The 18,218-nt window shown below is 46.9% G+C and carries 16 protein-coding genes and 2 pseudogenes; 10 read left to right on the plus strand and 8 right to left on the minus strand.

What is annotated here, in order from left to right; genetic code table 11:
• Nucleotides 1–196 precede the first annotated feature (196 nt).
• Nucleotides 197–697 carry a glycine cleavage system transcriptional repressor gene (locus SO_RS07920; protein WP_011071861.1) on the minus strand — a complete coding sequence of 167 codons (501 nt, stop codon included), beginning with the start codon at nucleotides 695–697 and terminating at the stop codon, nucleotides 197–199.
• Nucleotides 698–896: 199 nt separating this feature from the next.
• On the opposite strand from SO_RS07920, the gene SO_RS07925 reads away from it, so the two are divergent.
• The 4 genes from SO_RS07925 to phoU all read left to right on the plus strand — a co-directional run bounded on the left by SO_RS07925 (nucleotide 897) and on the right by phoU (nucleotide 6,567).
• Nucleotides 897–3,155: an ABC transporter permease subunit gene (locus SO_RS07925; RefSeq protein WP_011071862.1), complete on the plus strand. Its 2,259-nt coding sequence runs from the start codon at nucleotides 897–899 to the stop codon at nucleotides 3,153–3,155.
• Between the two features lie 59 nt (nucleotides 3,156–3,214).
• A complete protein-coding gene (gene pstA / locus SO_RS07930) occupies nucleotides 3,215–4,873 on the plus strand; it encodes a phosphate ABC transporter permease PstA (protein ID WP_011071863.1) in 1,659 nt (552 codons plus the stop codon).
• Between the two features lie 33 nt (nucleotides 4,874–4,906).
• The gene (gene pstB / locus SO_RS07935; RefSeq protein ID WP_011071864.1) at nucleotides 4,907–5,725 is read left to right on the plus strand and encodes a phosphate ABC transporter ATP-binding protein PstB; all 819 of its coding nucleotides are present in this window, start codon (nucleotides 4,907–4,909) and stop codon (nucleotides 5,723–5,725) included.
• Nucleotides 5,726–5,856: 131 nt separating this feature from the next.
• Nucleotides 5,857–6,567 (plus strand): phosphate signaling complex protein PhoU, encoded by a 711-nt coding sequence (gene phoU / locus SO_RS07940; RefSeq protein WP_011071865.1) that lies wholly within the window; start codon nucleotides 5,857–5,859, stop codon nucleotides 6,565–6,567.
• Between the two features lie 424 nt (nucleotides 6,568–6,991).
• On the opposite strand, the gene SO_RS07945 is transcribed toward phoU, so the two are convergent.
• The 6 genes and pseudogenes from SO_RS07945 to SO_RS07970 form a co-directional block, all read right to left on the minus strand.
• Nucleotides 6,992–7,504, minus strand: coding sequence for a hypothetical protein (locus tag SO_RS07945; RefSeq protein ID WP_164925669.1), 513 nt, complete (start codon nucleotides 7,502–7,504; stop codon nucleotides 6,992–6,994).
• Between the two features lie 235 nt (nucleotides 7,505–7,739).
• Nucleotides 7,740–8,048: pseudogene (locus SO_RS07950) on the minus strand (transposase); the annotation flags it as partial.
• Between the two features lie 236 nt (nucleotides 8,049–8,284).
• Nucleotides 8,285–8,438: pseudogene (locus SO_RS07955) on the minus strand (transposase); the annotation flags it as partial.
• Between the two features lie 54 nt (nucleotides 8,439–8,492).
• On the minus strand, nucleotides 8,493–9,167 hold the full coding sequence (locus SO_RS07960; RefSeq protein ID WP_011071867.1) for a cold-shock protein: 675 nt from the start codon (nucleotides 9,165–9,167) through the stop codon (nucleotides 8,493–8,495).
• Between the two features lie 85 nt (nucleotides 9,168–9,252).
• Entirely contained in the window at nucleotides 9,253–9,786 is a 534-nt protein-coding gene (locus SO_RS07965; RefSeq protein WP_011071868.1) for a DUF6985 domain-containing protein, read from the minus strand.
• 132 nt (nucleotides 9,787–9,918) lie between these two features.
• Nucleotides 9,919–10,314, minus strand: coding sequence for a VOC family protein (locus SO_RS07970; RefSeq protein ID WP_011071869.1), 396 nt, complete (start codon nucleotides 10,312–10,314; stop codon nucleotides 9,919–9,921).
• A gap of 443 nt (nucleotides 10,315–10,757) precedes the next feature.
• On the opposite strand from SO_RS07970, the gene SO_RS07975 reads away from it, so the two are divergent.
• Nucleotides 10,758–11,360: a DUF502 domain-containing protein gene (locus SO_RS07975; protein ID WP_011071870.1), complete on the plus strand. Its 603-nt coding sequence runs from the start codon at nucleotides 10,758–10,760 to the stop codon at nucleotides 11,358–11,360.
• Nucleotides 11,361–11,595: 235 nt separating this feature from the next.
• The gene (locus tag SO_RS07980) at nucleotides 11,596–11,958 is read left to right on the plus strand and encodes a YajD family HNH nuclease (RefSeq protein WP_011071871.1); all 363 of its coding nucleotides are present in this window, start codon (nucleotides 11,596–11,598) and stop codon (nucleotides 11,956–11,958) included.
• Between the two features lie 26 nt (nucleotides 11,959–11,984).
• Here the strand turns inward: SO_RS07980 and SO_RS07985 are convergent, their stop codons facing one another.
• Entirely contained in the window at nucleotides 11,985–12,218 is a 234-nt protein-coding gene (locus SO_RS07985; protein ID WP_011071872.1) for a DUF1289 domain-containing protein, read from the minus strand.
• 256 nt (nucleotides 12,219–12,474) lie between these two features.
• On the opposite strand from SO_RS07985, the gene SO_RS07990 reads away from it, so the two are divergent.
• The 4 genes from SO_RS07990 to oleC all read left to right on the plus strand — a co-directional run bounded on the left by SO_RS07990 (nucleotide 12,475) and on the right by oleC (nucleotide 18,136).
• Entirely contained in the window at nucleotides 12,475–13,890 is a 1,416-nt protein-coding gene (locus SO_RS07990) for a methyltransferase (protein WP_011071873.1), read from the plus strand.
• 239 nt (nucleotides 13,891–14,129) lie between these two features.
• Nucleotides 14,130–15,179: a 3-oxoacyl-ACP synthase III gene (locus SO_RS07995; protein WP_011071874.1), complete on the plus strand. Its 1,050-nt coding sequence runs from the start codon at nucleotides 14,130–14,132 to the stop codon at nucleotides 15,177–15,179.
• Between the two features lie 156 nt (nucleotides 15,180–15,335).
• On the plus strand, nucleotides 15,336–16,292 hold the full coding sequence (locus SO_RS08000) for an alpha/beta fold hydrolase (protein ID WP_011071875.1): 957 nt from the start codon (nucleotides 15,336–15,338) through the stop codon (nucleotides 16,290–16,292).
• Nucleotides 16,292–18,136 (plus strand): olefin beta-lactone synthetase, encoded by a 1,845-nt coding sequence (gene oleC, locus SO_RS08005; RefSeq protein ID WP_011071876.1) that lies wholly within the window; start codon nucleotides 16,292–16,294, stop codon nucleotides 18,134–18,136. Before SO_RS08000 ends, oleC begins: the two co-directional genes overlap by 1 nt.
• The last annotated feature ends 82 nt before the right edge of the window (nucleotides 18,137–18,218 follow it).

Here is an 18,218-nt window from a genome sequence, read left to right on the forward strand (position 1 = left end):
CAATGAGTGGTTGATTACTTTAGTTTTATCTTAAGACGTCTCAGTTCATCCCCCTGTTATACCGTGATCGTAAGCCTTAAAAAGTGGTTTTAAAGTGTTTATCTAGCATGTTTAAAAGCATATCACCATCAATATAGCATGTTAGGCGTAGCAACTTTTCCTTATTACCAATCCCATGACGTTGTTTAGCTTGCAACTAGCGGGTTAATTTATCTAATACTAAATCATCGCCTAGGGCATAAAGTGATTGCACCAGTTGCTCCTCTTGGGCAAGTTCGGTTAAGCCTAACCCTATGGTGGCTCGAAAGAGCGCAATACCTGTGTGGCCTGCGGTTTCAAATTGGCTGCTAAATTGCTCGATATTGATGCCAAGGGCGGTGATCCGATTGGAGATATCCAGCACCAGCCCTGGTCTATCGTAGGAGACCAAGCTGTAGCTGAGTCGCCTAATGGGTTTGAGTGCAACCGAAGTTTTAGCATAGGTGAGTGTGAGGCCGTCGATACACTCTAACGCTTCAATCAGCTCATCTATGCGCATAGATGGCACTTCGAGTAACAATATAGCGGCAAAAATACCATCAATATGGCGTAGCTCTGAATCTAACCAGTTGCCGCCATGGCGACTCACAGCATGGGCAATCTGCTCCACTAATCCTTTTCTATCAGGTGCTTGCAGTGTGATTAAGTATCGTAGCATGGCGACTGACTCCTATTTTTTGTAAAAGGCACCTGTTTTACAACTGGGTGTAACACAACTGTCATCTTTGCGTCATATAATTCATCGCACTTAGAATGAAGGGTGTTGTTATTGCTCAGTTTACGCTCGAACAGTGTAAGCATAGCATTTCGCAATTCCTAGCGAAAAAACTCACAGGCTTTAATAATAGAGGTTCTTAATGGAAAGTCAGGTCATTCAACCTGGTTCTGCGGCGCACAGTATGCTGAAAGGCGGACGTTCAAGTCGCAGAGCATTTAAGGATAAAGCGGCTCAAATTGGGGTCACGATTGGCGGCACTATGGTGTTTGTCGCCTTATTGTTGATCTTCTTCTATTTGCTGTACGTGATTAAACCCATTTTCGACAGCGCAGATGTGACTCCAGTAAAAAGCGTGAGTTATCAACATGCTGAAGTCGCGACCCTGATGGTCGGTGCCGATGAGCAAAATGAGGTAATGTACCGTGTGGCCGCTGATGGCCAAGTGGATTTTTATATCGTTGCCGATGGCAGCTTACTTTCTAGTTTTACCCCGCCATTGCCAGCAGGTGTGAGCGTGACCAGCGCCGCGGTTGCTGCGCCGAGTGAGCAACGCTTTGCACTTGGTTTGAGTAATGGCCAAGCCCTTATTGTGGGGATTGAGTTTGGCTTAAGCTATCCCAACGACAAACGTCTGATCACCCCTAAATTACGTTACAGTGCAGGTGAAACACCGATCACAATTGATGAGTCTGGTAGCGCAATCCACCATTTAGCCTTTAGCTTTAGCAACGATAAAATCACTTTTGCCTACCAGGATAACAATGACACATGGCGTTTAAGCCGTCTCGAAGGTCAAGAAAACATGATGACCGAAGAGATTGAGTGGACAACAACAAGTTCGCTGATCCCCGATGCGCCTAAAAAAGCCGCGCACCAATTGATGACGCCAGATCAACGTCAACTGATGCTGCAGATGGGCAACAAGGTGTTTATCTACAATATTCGTGATGCTGAGAACGTTGATTTAATTCAAGTTATCGACGCTGAAAAGGACAAGTCTAAGGTGAACAATATTGCCTTACTTGCCGGTGCGAGCTCGATTCTCGTTAGTTATGACACAGGCGTGGTCACGCAATACTTCCAAGTGAATGGTCCTAAAGGCCGTTTATACCAAGAGATCCGTGAGTTTAGCGATTTAGCGCCTGTCGCCTCCATTGCTGCTGAGTTTTACCGCAAAAGTTTCGCCGTGGTCAGTCCCGAGGGCGAGTTATCGCTGCTATACACCACCAGTGAACGCGAATTGTTTGATAAAACCTTTGACCTTAAAAACCCCGGAGCCATAGGCTTTAGCCCTCGCTCTAATAGCTTAGTGGTTGAAGCAAACAATAAACTCAATATCTTCCAAGTCGAAAACTCCCACCCCGAAGTGTCTTGGAGTGCGTTATGGAACAAGGTGTGGTACGAAGGTTATCCTGAACCTCAGTTTGTATGGCAATCAACCTCAGGTAGTGATGACTTTGAGGCCAAATTAAGCTTGATGCCATTGGCCTTTGGCACCATGAAGGCAGCGTTTTATGCCATGCTGTTTGCTGTGCCATTGTCGATTGCTGGGGCGATTTATACTGCTTACTTTATGTCGCCAAAGGTACGCGGCATAGTGAAGCCGACCATTGAGATTATGGAAGCCTTACCCACGGTTATCTTGGGTTTCCTCGCGGGTCTGTGGCTAGCGCCACTGGTTGAGGAGCATTTGCCAGGCTTATTAATCTTATTGATTTTATTACCAACGGCCATTTTAGTATCGGCCTATTCTTGGAGCAAATTACCCGGCAAGTGGAAACAGCGTTTGCCTGAAGTGTATCAGGAATTGATGTTGATCCCTGTGATTTGCTTTGTGGGTTGGTTCTCTTTTGCCATCAGCCCAATGATTGAAGTTGCGCTGTTTGATGGTAACACTCGCCAATTTATCACTAACGAATTAGGCATCACCTTCGATCAACGTAACGCGCTGGTTGTGGGGATCGCCATGGGCTTTGCGGTTATCCCTAATATCTTCTCCATTGCCGAAGATGCGATTTTCTCGGTGCCGCGCCATCTCTCTAATGGTAGTTTAGCCCTTGGCGCGACGCCTTGGCAGACCCTGACCCGGGTTGTGCTGTTGACCGCAAGCCCTGGGATTTTTTCTGCGATTATGATTGGCCTTGGCCGCGCAGTGGGTGAAACCATGATTGTACTTATGGCAACCGGTAACACCGCCATCATGGAGTGGAGTGTGTTTGAAGGCATGCGGACGCTGGCTGCGAACATTGCGGTGGAAATGCCCGAATCGGCGATTGGTAGCTCCCATTATCGCGTGTTATTCCTCGCCGCATTTGTGCTGTTCGTGTTTACCTTCATCTTTAACACGATTGCCGAAGTGGTCCGTCAGCGTTTGCGTGATCGCTATAGCTCGCTGTAAGGGAGATTTCATAATGATACTAAATACTATTTCGCCAGTGACCTTGAGAGGTTTGTGCAATGGGTAAGTGGGTAAAATCAGGCTCGCCATGGATTTGGATGACAGGCGGCGCGGTGAGCATCAGTTTGATTGCCGTATTAGGCTTATTACTGCTGATTGCATGGCGCGGATTAAGTTACTTTTGGCCTACGACAATTTATCAATGGGAACTTGAAGACAGCTCGGGTGTACGTTCAACCTTAATCGGTGAAATCTACGATAGGGAAGAAGTGCCTACCGAACGCTTAATTGCCGCAGGTCAAGTGTTTAAAAAGGATCCCGGTGAGTTTGTCACCCGTTATCTGGTTAAAACCGGTAACCGCGAGTTTGTCGGTCTAGATTTCCGTTGGATTTTGGCTACCGATATCGTGAGCCGCTCAGAGCCGAGTGAGGTTGCAAAGCTTGAGCGCGCGAAAAACGGCAACTTTTACGGTTACCCCGTGGCGGTGATTGAAAACGGCAAGCGCCTTGAGTTAGCCAACGATGTGATTGAAGCCTCGTTAATGGAGCATATTGACCGGGCGGTGGCGTTATCCGATAAGGCCCTTAAACTGCAAAAGCAAGATATTGGTGCTATTAACTATGAGATAGAGCGCCTGCGCTTAAAAGAGCGTGGTTACGAGTTAGATGGTGAGCTCACCGAAAGCCTAAAGGCCGAGTTTGCTGCCGCCAAAGCAGCCTTACACCAAGACTACCTAGTGCTGGAAAAAGAGCTGTTTGCCCTGCGCGAGCAAGCGGCGCGCGACTCGGTCATCGTGCGTGATATGCGCGGCGTCGAGGTCGAACTTAAACTGGATGCGGTGCTCGATGTCACCTATGTCAACCACTTAAGCTTGATAAGCAAAGTGAAGCACTGGTTTGTGAGTATGGGGCGCTTCCTATGGGATGATCCCAGAGAAGCCAATACCGAGGGCGGGGTGTTCCCAGCAATTTTTGGTACGGTATTCATGGTGTTAGTCATGGCGGTTATCGTGACGCCATTTGGGGTGATCGCGGCGATTTACATGCACGAATACGCCAAAAAAGGCCCTATCACTAAAATTATCCGTATCGCGGTGATCAACCTTGCCGGCGTGCCCTCCATTGTGTACGGCGTATTTGGCTTAGGCTTCTTCGTGTATATGATGGGTGGCACCATCGACCAACTCTTTTATGCCGAAGCCTTACCCGCACCCACCTTTGGCTCGCCGGGGGTGATTTGGTCGGCGTTAACCTTAGCGATTTTGACTCTGCCTGTGGTTATTGTCTCTACTGAAGAGGGCTTAAGTCGGATCCCAAGCGCGGTGCGCCAGGGCAGCTTAGCCTTAGGGGCAACCAAGGCTGAAACCCTGTGGCGGATTGTGATCCCAATGGCAAGCCCAGCGATTATGACAGGCTTGATTTTAGCTGTGGCCCGCGCCGCGGGTGAAGTGGCACCGTTAATGTTGGTGGGTGTGGTGAAATTAGCACCGACACTGCCATTAGACTTTAACTTCCCGTTTGTGCATTTAGAACGTAAATTCATGCACTTAGGGTTCCATATTTATGATGTGGGCTTCCAGAGTCCTAACGTTGAAGCGGCACGTCCTCTGGTATACGCCACCTCCTTTTTGCTGGTAACAGTGATTATGGCACTGAACTTAACCGCGATTAGTGTGCGTAACCACTTACGTGAAAAATATCGTTCGCTTGAGCATTAATCAGCGATTATCCTGAAAGTATTAGGACTGAATATGATTTCTATAGATTCGACAGCCATGAAAACCAATAGTTTTGACTTAGCAAATTTGAGCCAGGACGATACCGCACTGGAGATCCGCAACTTAGACCTACGCTATGGCGACAAGCAAGCGTTGTTTAATGTGTCGATGAAGATCCCAAAAAAGCAAGTGACCGCCTTTATCGGCCCTAGCGGTTGCGGTAAATCTACTCTGCTGCGTTGCATTAACCGTATGAATGATCTGGTGGATAACTGCCATATCGATGGCGAAATTTTGCTGCACGGTCAGAATATTTATGACAAGAGAATTGACGTAGCTGCACTGCGCCGCAACGTGGGCATGGTGTTCCAGCGTCCAAACCCGTTCCCTAAGTCAATTTACGAAAACGTAGTGTACGGCCTGCGCCTGCAGGGTATTAACAACCGCCGTGAGCTTGATGAAGCGGCTGAACGCTCACTGCGCGGCGCGGCGATTTGGGATGAGGTTAAAGACCGTCTGCACGATAACGCCTTTGGCTTATCCGGTGGTCAGCAGCAACGTCTGGTCATCGCCCGTGCGATTGCTATCGAGCCAGAAGTATTACTGCTCGACGAACCGACCTCTGCCCTTGACCCGATTTCAACCTTAACCATCGAAGAGTTGATAACCGAGCTAAAAACCAAGTACACAGTGGTTATCGTAACTCACAACATGCAACAGGCGGCGCGGGTATCGGATCAAACCGCCTTTATGTATATGGGTGAATTGGTGGAATATGCTGATACCAATACCATTTTTACTACGCCGAAAAAACGTAAAACCGAAGATTACATTACCGGACGTTACGGTTAATCACCTTGCGATTGGCTGCGGTGAAATGATTGATGGACGATTAACCACATAAGTGCCACCGCCTAGAAATGAGAGTTAAACATTGCAAACTTCACCTAGGCGTTGATACAGTTGAGTAAAAGGTTGGCCAAATGGAAAATATGAATTTAAACAAACATATCTCTGGGCAATTTAACGCCGAGTTAGAAGATATTCGTAATCGCGTACTCGCCATGGGTGGCTTGGTTGAGCGCCAGTTAGAGCAGGCTATTGATGCGTTAAGTACTTTAGATGCTGAATTAGCACAAAAGGTGATCTTAGGTGACCATAAAGTCAACGGGATGGAAGTCTCGATTGACGAAGAATGCACCCGCATTATCGCCAAGCGCCAGCCCGCCGCGAGCGACTTGCGGATGATCATTGCAATTTCAAAATCCATTGCTGATCTTGAGCGCATCGGTGACGCCTGTGTACGTATTGCCAAAGCGGCATTAGATAAGCGTTTGAATAATCAGCAGCCGCTATTAGTCAGCATTGAAAACATGGGCCGCCATGCGATTCGTATGCTGCACGCAACGCTCGATGCTTTAGCGCGTATGGATGCTGAGTCCGCGCTGGAACTGCATAAGGAAGACGCCAAACTCGACCGTGAGTACGAAGGCATTATCCGCCAGTTAATGACTTATATGATGGAAGATCCACGTTCAATCCCCGACGTATTAGACGTACTTTGGGCCGCGCGCGCCGTTGAACGTGTAGGCGATCGTTGTAAAAATATCTGTGAATACATAATTTACTATGTGAAAGGGAAAGACGTTCGCCATACTTCCTACGAAGATATGGAAAAGGATATGAAGAACTAAACGCCTTTTATCACACGGCGTTATCCACAAACGCTCTGCCTAAGCGCAGAGCGTTTTTGTTTTGTGTTTAACTGGTTGATGGCCATAGACGGTAAGAAGGTTGGCGAGGTTGTTTGCTATGAGGATGGACGAGCCATGGTATTTGCTCAACGACACGCAGCAAGTCCTTCCGTGGATGCTCGACCGCCCCGTCCTTGAGGCGGACGGTCGTCTCGCTAATCACCATGGCTCACCTGTTTAGCATTGTCGTAGCCTGTAGACTTACTAATCTTACTTAGCACGCTTTGGGACATTTTCGCGTTAGACTTTTAGCTCGGATTAGTGAATTTCGGATAAAAAAATATATATAGCGATAACCCACGCCTAAACGGCAGCAACTTGTTGCGAGTCCAGCGGCCGCAGGCCACGATGTTTAAGGCGCTTGTTATAAACCATGAATACTCTGCCTTAGTCTTGTATAGCTTTGGCCTAATACTGCAAGATTTTTTGTGAAATCGCTCGAGTTAAACCCATAAATCCCATTCCATTCTAAACCTGGTTTATTAACTGGATAACGAAATATCACACTGGCTTGTGGTGATTTTAATGCCTTAGCTTTACTAATTTCGTCATCGGAGTAGCCCAAATATTCCGTCACAAAAAGACAATCAAATTTGAATTCATTCTCTGGGAAAACAGTACTGTATTGAGCAAATAAGTCGTCAATCTTGTGACTTAGCGAATGTTTGCTCCCCCTTGAAATTAGCGCACCTTTGAGGAACAGCTCCACAGAGTGAGCCGCCAACATCAACGCAACACTCGCATTTGGCCAAGTATCTTCAGAAGTATTGCTTTGCATCCGTGCACAGACCTCAAGACTTGCAGCTAGGTATGCGTCAGCGAAGTCGAAATATCTCGTTGACTCATCTTGGTGTAAATCTTCCCAGTTACCGATCATCTCGAATTAATCCAGCCACCCATTTTAGATCAACAACATAATGCACTTTCCGTTTACCTACAACTTGTAAAAGTTAACTTTGTTTAAAAAAGAACCATCAAAGTCGCAGGGACAGCGTCTGAGGCAATAAATTACGCTAATCCCTTAAAAAATGGAGCATTTCAGACGAGGTAAGTCATCCCTTAGTGCTTCGGATGTGTTCTGGATGGGGCTTTTGAAGTGATATAAGCAGTTGTTAGTTACTGTTAAAGTGCTGGCAGCTTGACGCAAAGTGCCGTCGTCGCTTTTCGAGATGCTCGCAGTAATCGCTCAGTTCTTGCAAGGTTCCTACAGGACCGTGAAATAGCTTGCCAAACTCGGTAGTCAGCTTGAGCCAATTGTCATGGGGGATATTTAATCTGTTCAGTATCTTGCTGCTATTTTCACTGATTGCACCCCGTTTATCATTACGAATAATTCGGCCTGTATCATCCACCAAATGAAGGTAATCCGTTAATGAAAACGCAATGCCATTGGGTTGGTTATCGTGCTCGTTGCCAATAAACAAATAAATCTGGCCACCGATTTTAAATCAACAACATAATGCACTTTCGGTTTGTCTACAACTTTCCCGAGTTAAAATGGTTTAAATAAGGACCATTAATAGTCACAGGGACTACATTTAAGAGAATAAATTGCGCTAATTCCTTCAAAAATAGTGTATTTCAGTCGAGCGATATCGTCCCATAGTGTTTGGGGCGTGCTAGGTAAGGATTGCTTTCGAAGTGATAATTTATGTTGTCAGTTGCTGTGAAAATGCTGACAGCTTGCTGCAGAATGCCGTCGTCGCTTTTCGAGATGTTCGCAGTATCGCTCACTCTTGCAATGTGCCCACTGGGTCATGAAATAGCTTGCCAAACACGGTGGTCAGTTTAAGCCAATTGTCATGGGTTATAAATCCGTCCATATATTCTTTAATAAATATGACTATCGACTTGTTTTAGACTCGCTAAGCAGGAAAAACCGCTATAGCAGTGAGCACCAGTGCGAGTGGTATCAGCGTGATGATGGCTAGGGTGCCTAAGCAACCTGATAACTGCTTTTGTCGTGCTAAATTTTCGGCTTCACTCATTTGTTTAACTGCCTGCTCTACATCTGCTTTTCGTTTTTCGAGTAACTCTGCCGAGGCGACAACCAGTTCTTGGGCGTCAGCGGGAACTTTCTCGGTTACGAGGGCGAGTTCACCTTTGAAGGCGTGTACCGTATAGCGATAATTACCTTTTGAGAAAGTGTCTTTCTCAAAACTGACATTAAGTACTGCATTGCATCCACAATGCTTTGCAAGCTGTTCTAAATGACGTCTTCCTTCGCTGGGGTCTTTAAAAAAACGGGTTGCAATAGGAAAACTTGCTATCACTGTGCCGTTTTTAGGGCGATTGTCTCTAGTGGTAAAAAAGTCAACTAATCGCTCCCTGATAAAGACTTCGGGCAAACTGATCGCTTTGGCGGCTAGGCCTTTAGGTGTGGGCGTGGGATCAAAATGGACCATACTGCCTTTGACTAACTTGCCTTCATCTTTCTTGTCTAATAGCTCAGAAAAATGCAAAAAATAGCTTTCACCATCATCACCTTGGATAAACCCATACTTTTTAGCGGCAAGGTATGAGACAACTTTTCCTTTCAAAACATTAGCCTATATAGTTACTTGCCTAGCGTTATAAATGAAAAATATTATAAATCAGATCGATAATCAGATAAACGATCTGAATTTATCTGCAACACGGCACATAGACCATTTCTTCTAATCTTGGATCGTCATAGGAATCGGCGTGGGAAAGGTGTCCATCAAAAGCCCCAATTTTATTGATGGTTAATCCTTGTTTAAACACGATTTGTAAACCGTGCTCGGGCTCCCAATCACAGTGGCAAGTAATGGAGATATACACGGCGTTATCCCCATGGGCGCGGCGTGACACCATTAATTCGTCGCCAAACTCAATATGGCGCCATACTTGGTTTGGGCTAGGAATATCAATATATTCTTCGCTCGCAGGCGTAATATATGCGCAGCAATCTTGATAATATTGGTAAATCGCGTCCTGAGCTTGCTCGAGTGCGGTATGGTCTAGGGCGAGAAAATGTTGCACCGCAGTATGAAAATCCTCCACCTGTGGGTCAGTTTCGTACTCTTCTAAGATAAACTCAAATTTACCGCTTAGCGCATTGATCTCAATGGGTTGGCTTTTAAGCCAGCCATCATAGGGATCAATTTCGAGCAAACCTAGGATGGGTATTGTTATCATCTTATCATTCCGTTCATTGTTGACTTTATTGGCTAGCTGTTGCTGGTGATTGTCGATGTAAAACAATAGTCTATAGTATTTCTATTCTGAGATAAGGTTATTTGTGCCGATTAAATATGGTTGGATTAGGCGCTACTGCGTGCAGGCCGGCAGATATTCGGATAGTTCTAATAGATTCAAATCGGGGTCGCGGATATAGACGGAGTTAATCCGGCCGGTGGCGCCTGTGCGTAAGACTGGGCCTTCAATAATTTCAACCTCAAGGGCGTTTAAGTGGCTGATCACTTCTTCAATGTTATGGCTAACTACAAAGCAAAGATCGGCACTGCCGGGCGTAGCAAGGTTGGCCTTAGGTTCAAATTCGGCGCCTGCTTGGTGAAGATTGATTTTTTGATCGCCAAAACTTAAGGCGATACGCCCCTGACCAAATACCGACTTTTTCATCCCTAGCACGCATTGATAAAAACCGACACTGGTCTCGATATCTTTCACGGTTAACACTAAATGGTCTAGACGGGTCACGCGCATATTCTCTCCCTCGATGCCGTAGCGATTTGTTATTAGGGCGTGTTGACGTTTCAGGGTTATTTTTGCAGCAATTTGGCTGGCTTTTAGGCAAGGCAAAGTCCGTGCAGTGTAGTTATTCTACATAAACGGACGATAACGCAGCAGAAAAGCCAGCCAAATGCTGCCCGAAGGGTTCGTCTGGCAAGCCCTTGCTCTTACTTTCTGTCATAAGAGCCGCTCGTCATTTGAGTAGAATAACTACACATCATTCCTCGTTTCGCCAGCACGTACTTGCCAGAACGAACAAAATCTAATCTCGAAACGTCAACACACCCTAATGTTATCTGCGCCTTACCTTACATCAAGTGCTGGTACAAAAGTGACGCTGTGGTAGCATTTAACGCGCTTTTTTTGCGTAAATATTTTATGCCTTTTTTTATCCCATTGGATTTGATGAGATTGTAATGAAGAAAACCTTAGCCCGTGGCTTAATGAATCTACTCCCTATGGCCTTAAGCCTGTGGTTGTTTTGGTCATTGTTTGTATCTTTGGATGGTTTAGGGATTTTTATTTTAGCGTTGGTAGGGATTAACCAACATTTTGTTGGCGCGGGCTTTCTCTTAGTCGTTGCTATTGTCTTTGCGGTGGGTTTGTTGTTTTCAGTGAGCCCGATTGTCTGGCTCTATGGCTGGATTGAACGCCAGTTAATGCGGTTTCCGCTGTTTAAATCTGTTTATGGCAGTATCCGTGATATTGCTTCCTTAATGAATCGCGAGGGCAAACCCAATACTCAGCAAACCGTGTTGGTGAAACAGGCCAATGGTGGTTATGTGGTGGGCTTTATTATGACGGATACGCCGCCACAGCCGTTGCTCGATGCGCTGCCTGAGGGAGATTGGGTGCCGGTATTATTCCAATTAAGTTATCAAATGGCGGGTGTAACGAGCCTCGTTAAACGGGATGATTTGATTTTAGTGGACTGGTCATTTGAAGAGGCGATGCGGTTTAATTTAACGGCGGGGATTTCGCAAACGCCCAGTTCATCGGTAGTGAAAACTAAAAGCTAATTAAGGTTGTTTTAGCTTTTAACGTTAAATTTGCTTGTTTTTTTGATGGGTTATATCGAAGTGTTATTGGCGGATGTGGTTACCCAATACGAGAAATTTCTACACTATTTGTATCTGTCTAATGCTGACCAAGGGCACGTCGCCTAAACGCTTTTGACGGGAAGAATATTGCCCCAAGCGATAAGTCGGATTATCCTTGGGGCAATTTTGTAGGGGCAATCAGTTAGGTGTGAGCATGTCAGCAAATCAAGGTCAGAGTAAGTTAGATCAAGTCTTAGCCCAAGAGCGCGAATACCGCGCTAAACGTGAGGGTGGCTACCGCGAGCAGGCGCTTAAATTGTATCCTTGGATTTGTGGCCGTTGTACCCGCGAATTTACCCCAAAAAACTTAAGTGAGCTGACCGTTCACCATAGAGATCATAACCACGATAACAACCCGTCCGATGGCTCCAATTGGGAGTTATTGTGCCTTTACTGCCATGATAATGAGCATTCACGATTTGAAGAGCTGATCCGCTATGGCAACACTACTGAAACCAAACAAGCGGCAGCGACCTACAATCCCTTTGCGGATTTAAAAGCGATGATGAAAAAATAGCAATAAACGTTAAAGGCCTGACATTGTCAGGCTTTTTGCGCTAAACGCGCCTCGGCTTCGAGCCATTTGGCGCGGCTGAGGATCTGTTTATTGTCATCGCCGTCGAAATGGGCTTTGCGCGCCGCGAGTTGCTCGATGATGGCGGCTTGCTCGGCATCACTGGTATCGCGCCAAGCGACGATTTCATCAATATGGCGAAAACAGCCCATGCAATAATCTTCATCATTTAAGCCGCAGCGGGCAACACAGGGGGAACGCATAGTCATCCTCTAAAACCGTGTTTTTAATATGGCGCTCAATGGTTAAGGTGAGTTATCAGCTTAATGGGCACTCGGGTCAAGGCACAAATTGCACCGATAGTAGCAGCTTTAAGCACCATTTTGGCAGTGATATTAGACTGATATTAGCAAAGCCTTAATCGTTTAGGCTCAAGGCCATGGTGTGTTCAGCTTGAGCGGTTCTCAAAGTGAATCGATTCCTAGGGCGTGTTAGCAAAGGTGAGTGGTAAAAATCAGCGTGAATCAAATTAACGATCACAATCTAGATAGACTGGCAGCGCAATTTATCCAATTAGATAAATTACTTGAGCAGGGCCTAGCCCTGTGGCAAGTGCGCGCCTTTGAGGCGAAAACACTGCCTTGGCAGGCGCAATTTCCGACCTTAGCGACAACCCTTTGGGCGCTCGATGATGCCGTGCTCGATGCCTTGGATGCCGAGCAATCGGCTTTAGTTGATGCATTAGTGCCCGCACTCAAGCAGGATCTTACCGCGTTAGGACTCGAGTGGGATCTGGCTTTACTCACATCGTCCTTTGCTGAGCTCTCGATGGGCTCTGACATTCGCGCTGATATTGACTCTGACGATATTGGCTCTGACCATATTGACTCTTACAATATTGACTCTGGCCATATTGAAACCGCCGCAGACAGTGCAACTGATACCGCCACTTCACCTCATATTGAGTTTGCCGAGCTGGCTCACTTTAGCGCTCATATTAAAGGCCGTAAGTGGGAACAAATTACCGCCTTTGTGCAGCATTTACCCGATGAGGGATTACCGGTGCTGGAGTGGTGTGCGGGCAAAGGCCATTTAGGCCGCTTAATAGCCAAAGCCCGTGGTGTGGATGTGCTGAGCCTTGAGTGGCAGACGGCGCTCTGTGAAGAAGGCCAAGCCTTTGCCGATAAATGGCAGTTATCACAGCGCTTTATCTGCGCCGATGCCTTTGTTATCACCAATAATGCCAGCGCAGATACCGTCAATCATGCCAACCCTTTTCGCGCCCAGCAACAGGCGGTAGCGCTGCATGCCTGTGGTGATTTACATGTGCGTTTATTGCAACTGGCCGCACAGGCGGGCACGCAGGCAGTAGCGATTTCACCCTGTTGTTATCACTTAATCCAGGCACATCAATATCAAGGTTTATCGACGCTTGCTCAAAACAGTGGCTTGAAGTTAACTCGCCATGACTTGCAATTGCCATTGCAGCAAAGTGTGATAGCCAATCCCAAGCAGCTGGCGCTGCGTCATCAGGAAATCGCTTGGCGGCTCGGATTTGATGCGCTGCAGCGGCATTGTCGCGGTATCGATGCCTATTTGCCGCTACCCGCGCTAAAACAGAGTCAACTGAGCGGCAGTTTTGCCGACTTTTGTCAGTGGGCGGCGGCGCAAAAAACGGTAAATTTAGCCGCCAACATCGATTTTGATGCGTGGCTTGAAATCGGTAAGCAGCGACAAAGGTTAACGCGGCGCATCGATTTAGCCGCGCATTTATTCCGTCGAGTGCTGGAGCTATGGTTAATTCTTGATCGTTGCTGCTTTCTACAGGAAAGTGGCTATCGGGTGACTCTGAGGGAATTTTGTGCAAACAGTGTCACGCCGAGAAATGCGCTGATTTTGGCGCAAAAATTGAGCGAGCAAGAAATGAACGGTTAGTTAACCTTGTACCTAACTGTTTTTTATAAAGTATTTCTTTATTAGTTCATTTTGAATTAACGGCCAAGTGGCATGATCTCTGTGAGCTTATTGAGGTGCTGTAAGACAAGTCTCAGGTGAAAGGTGGTTTTTTATTGAATCATCGGGCTTTTCTTGTTCAAATGTCGCCTTAATGACGAATAACAACTCAAAACTGACCTAAAAGATCAGTGATCCTAGTGAGCGAATAAAACAGTTTCATGAAATATTCCCGCGTATTTATTAATAGCCTTGCCTATGAACTGGCACCTGTGGTGGTTTCCAGTAGTGAGCTAGAATCTCGCCTCGCGCCTCTATATCAAAAATTTCGCATTCCCATGGGGCAACTTGCGGCGTTGACGGGTATCACTGAACGCCGTTGGTGGCCGAAAGGGCATCAATTATCCGATGGAGCGATTAACGCAGCGCATAAGGCCATTGCAGAAACGGGAATTGATGTGGCTGAGCTGGGCGCGGTTGTCTATACCGGCGTGTGCCGTGACCAACATGAACCGGCTACCGCCTGTCGTATTGCAGCAGCACTGGGTGTCTCTAAAGATACGGCAATTTACGATATCAGCAATGCATGCCTTGGGGTGTTGTCAGGGATTTTAGACATAGCCAATCGTATTGAGCTTGGTCAAATTAAAGCGGGCATGGTGGTGTCCTGCGAATCGGCGCGGGATATTGTCGATGTGACCATTGATAACATGCTCGCCGATCCGACCATGCAGAATTTTGCCCAGTCGCTGGCGACCTTAACTGGCGGTTCGGGTGCGGTGGCGGTGATCCTCACCGATGGCAGCTTACCGCTGACCAATGTGCGTAAACACCAGCTACTTGGGGCTTCTCATTTATCTGCGCCGCAGCACCATCAACTGTGTCAGTGGGGTCTGCAGGAAGTAGGGCACAATATTTACCGTGAGTTTATGCGTACCGACGCGGTGACCTTACTGAAAGAAGGGGTCGAGCTGGCTAAGCATACTTGGGAGCATTTCCTCGCCCAGCGTAATTGGCTGGTTGAGCAGGTTGATAAAGTGATCTGCCATCAGGTCGGGGCCTCAAACCGTAAGCAAGTATTGAGTGCGTTAAATATTCCACCTGAAAAAGAATTTCCAACATATCAACTGCTTGGCAATATGGGCACAGTCTCTTTACCCGTCACTGCGGCCATGGCACACGATCAAGGCTTTTTACGCCCAGGCGATCAGGTGAGCTTTTTAGGTATCGGCAGTGGTTTGAACTGCATGATGCTGGGTATTAAGTGGTAGTTTTCAAGGGTTGTTATCTGCCTTAGCCGATGCTTTAACGAAGGTGCGCTAAGGCATTTTTATGCTTATTGGTTTAGCGATGAGCATAGGTAAAGGCAAATTAGCCACAACCTTCTACCAATACAAAAATAATTAGAACAAAAGATAGGAAGCGTCATGTTAGACACTCTGTTGCCGTTTAAACGTCATTTTCTCAGCCGTAATGGCAACAAGCTGCATTACATCAATGAAGGCCAAGGTGAACCTGTGGTCATGGTGCACGGTAATCCAAGTTGGAGCTTTTATTACCGTAATCTCGTCAGCGCCCTTAAGGATACTCACCAATGTATTGTGCCCGATCATATTGGTTGTGGCCTGTCGGATAAGCCAGATGACAGCGGCTACGATTACACTCTCAAGAATCGCATTGACGATTTAGAAGCCCTGCTCGACAGCCTAAATGTAAAAGAAAACATTACCTTAGTTGTACATGACTGGGGTGGAATGATAGGTATGGGTTATGCGGCGCGTTATCCTGAGCGAATTAAACGTCTGGTGATTTTAAATACCGGCGCCTTCCATTTACCCGACACTAAGCCTTTACCGCTGGCGCTGTGGATTTGCCGCAATACTTTGCTTGGCACCGTATTAGTGCGTGGTTTTAATGCGTTTTCATCGATTGCATCCTACGTAGGGGTAAAGCGTCAGCCGATGTCAAAGTACATCCGCGAAGCCTATGTTGCGCCGTTTAACTCATGGGCAAATCGGATTTCTACCCTGCGTTTTGTGCAAGATATTCCGCTAAAACCGGGTGACAGAAACTATCAACTGGTGTCGGATATCGCCGCCAGTCTGCCAAAGTTTGCCAAGGTGCCGACACTGATTTGTTGGGGATTACAGGACTTTGTGTTCGATAAGCACTTTTTAGTGAAATGGCGTGAACATATGCCCCATGCACAGGTGCATGAATTTGCCGATTGTGGTCACTATATCCTCGAAGATGCGAGCGATGAGGTGATTACCCATATCAAGCACTTTATGACTGAGACAGAGACGCTGGCAACTCAAGTCAACCCCGCTGACTCGATAACAGAATTTGAGTCAGCTTCTCAAGCGCCACAGGCAGAGCGTTAATGACCAAGGTGGATGATGCGCTGTTCGAGCATGGTGCAAGTGCTGTGGCAGTCGAGCAGAATAATGGTCGCGATAATCCAACCAAGCCGAAAGATGCCAATATCTGTCGGCACTTGAAGCTTGCCGCCCATCATATTCCCCATCATCTCGCCGTTGCGGTGCAACAGGGCAAGGGAAAATCCTTTGCCAACCTGACTTACCAAGAACTCGACTTTATCAGCCTCAATAAACAAAGTGATGCTATCGCTTTCGCCCTCAATGCCTATGGTCTCACGCGGGGGATGAAGGCGGTGCTGATGGTCACCCCGAGTTTGGATTTTTTTGCGTTAACCTTTGCGCTGTTTAAAGCGGGGATTATCCCTGTGTTGGTTGACCCTGGCATGGGGATTAAAAACCTTAAGCAATGTTTTATTGAAGCCGCGCCCGATGCATTTATCGGTATCCCTAAAGCCCATATCGCCAGACGCTTATTAGGCTGGGGCAAGGCTAGTGTGAAGCGTCTTATCAATGTGGATGCTAATCAAAGCGGCGTTACAGACACGCTATCGCGTTTACTCACGGGCGCGCCAAGTTTAGCGTCGATGCTCTCGTTTACAACGAAGTCATCTTCAGCTAAGTTGCCGGAACAGGTCGAGTACCCGATGGCGCTGCTAGAGCATGACGAGATGGCGGCGATTCTCTTTACCAGTGGCAGCACGGGGACGCCAAAGGGCGTTGTCTATAGCCATGGCATGTTTGAGGCGCAAATTCAGGCGCTAAAACAGGATTATGGGATTGCACATGGCGAGCGTGATTTAGCGACATTTCCACTATTTTCTCTCTTTGGCCCAGCGCTCGGTATGACATCGATTGTGCCAGAGATGGATGCCAGCAAACCGATTACGGCCAATCCTGAATTTTTATTTGCCGCCATTGAGAAATACCAATGCAGCAATATCTTTGTTAATCCAGCATTGCTGGAGCGTCTAGGCCGCGCCGGTGAGCAAACTGATTCGAAAAACCAGCATAAACTCAGCAGTGTTAAGCGAGTGATCTCCGCGGGTGCGCCTGCCACTATTGCCTCCATTGCACGCTTTAGCAAGATGCTCAGTGACGGCGTGCCTGTACTCAATTCCTACGGCGCTACCGAATCCTTACCCATCAGCATGATCGCCAGTGATGAGTTATTTACGACTACTCAGGTTACCGATAATGGCGGTGGTATTTGTGTTGGTCGCGCGATAGATGGGGTGAAGATTGAGATTATTGCCATCACTGAAGCGGATATACCTGAGTGGGATAATCGACTGTGCCTTAACGCTGGTGAAATTGGCGAGATAGTGGTGACAGGCCAAATGGTGAGCCAATCCTATTATCACCGCGAAAAGGCGACTGCCGCGTCGAAAATTTGGGACAGTGAACGGCAAACCTTTAGACACAGAATGGGCGACCTTGGATATCTTGATGACAGCGGTCGCCTGTGGATGTGTGGCCGTAAAGCCCATCGAGTCGATGCCACTCAAGGTGGGCAGTTTGCTAAACGTTATTACTCTATTCCCTGTGAGCGTATTTTTAATACCCATCCCAATGTGAAGCGTTCGGCGTTAGTGGGCGTGACGGTAAAAGGGCAACATGGCGTGGGTGAGATTAAACCACTCATCTGCATCGAGCTTGATCAATCTTTGGTATGCAATAAAAGTGCGCAGCTTTATCAAGAACTTATGGTGATAGCTGAGCAGTATAGCCAAACTCAGGGGATCAGGCGTTTTCTTATTCATCCCGACTTCCCGGTGGATGTGCGGCACAATGCCAAAATATTTAGAGAAAAATTAGCCGTTTGGGCGCAATCGCAAACCAAAGGTTGATGTTCATTTAAGGGGATTTTAACCTTACTCGTCTAGATTTTCTGCGGCTTTTTAGTGATATAGGGATGAAACATTATCCCAT

Source organism: Shewanella oneidensis MR-1 (assembly GCF_000146165.2).
Classification (GTDB): domain Bacteria; phylum Pseudomonadota; class Gammaproteobacteria; order Enterobacterales; family Shewanellaceae; genus Shewanella; species Shewanella oneidensis.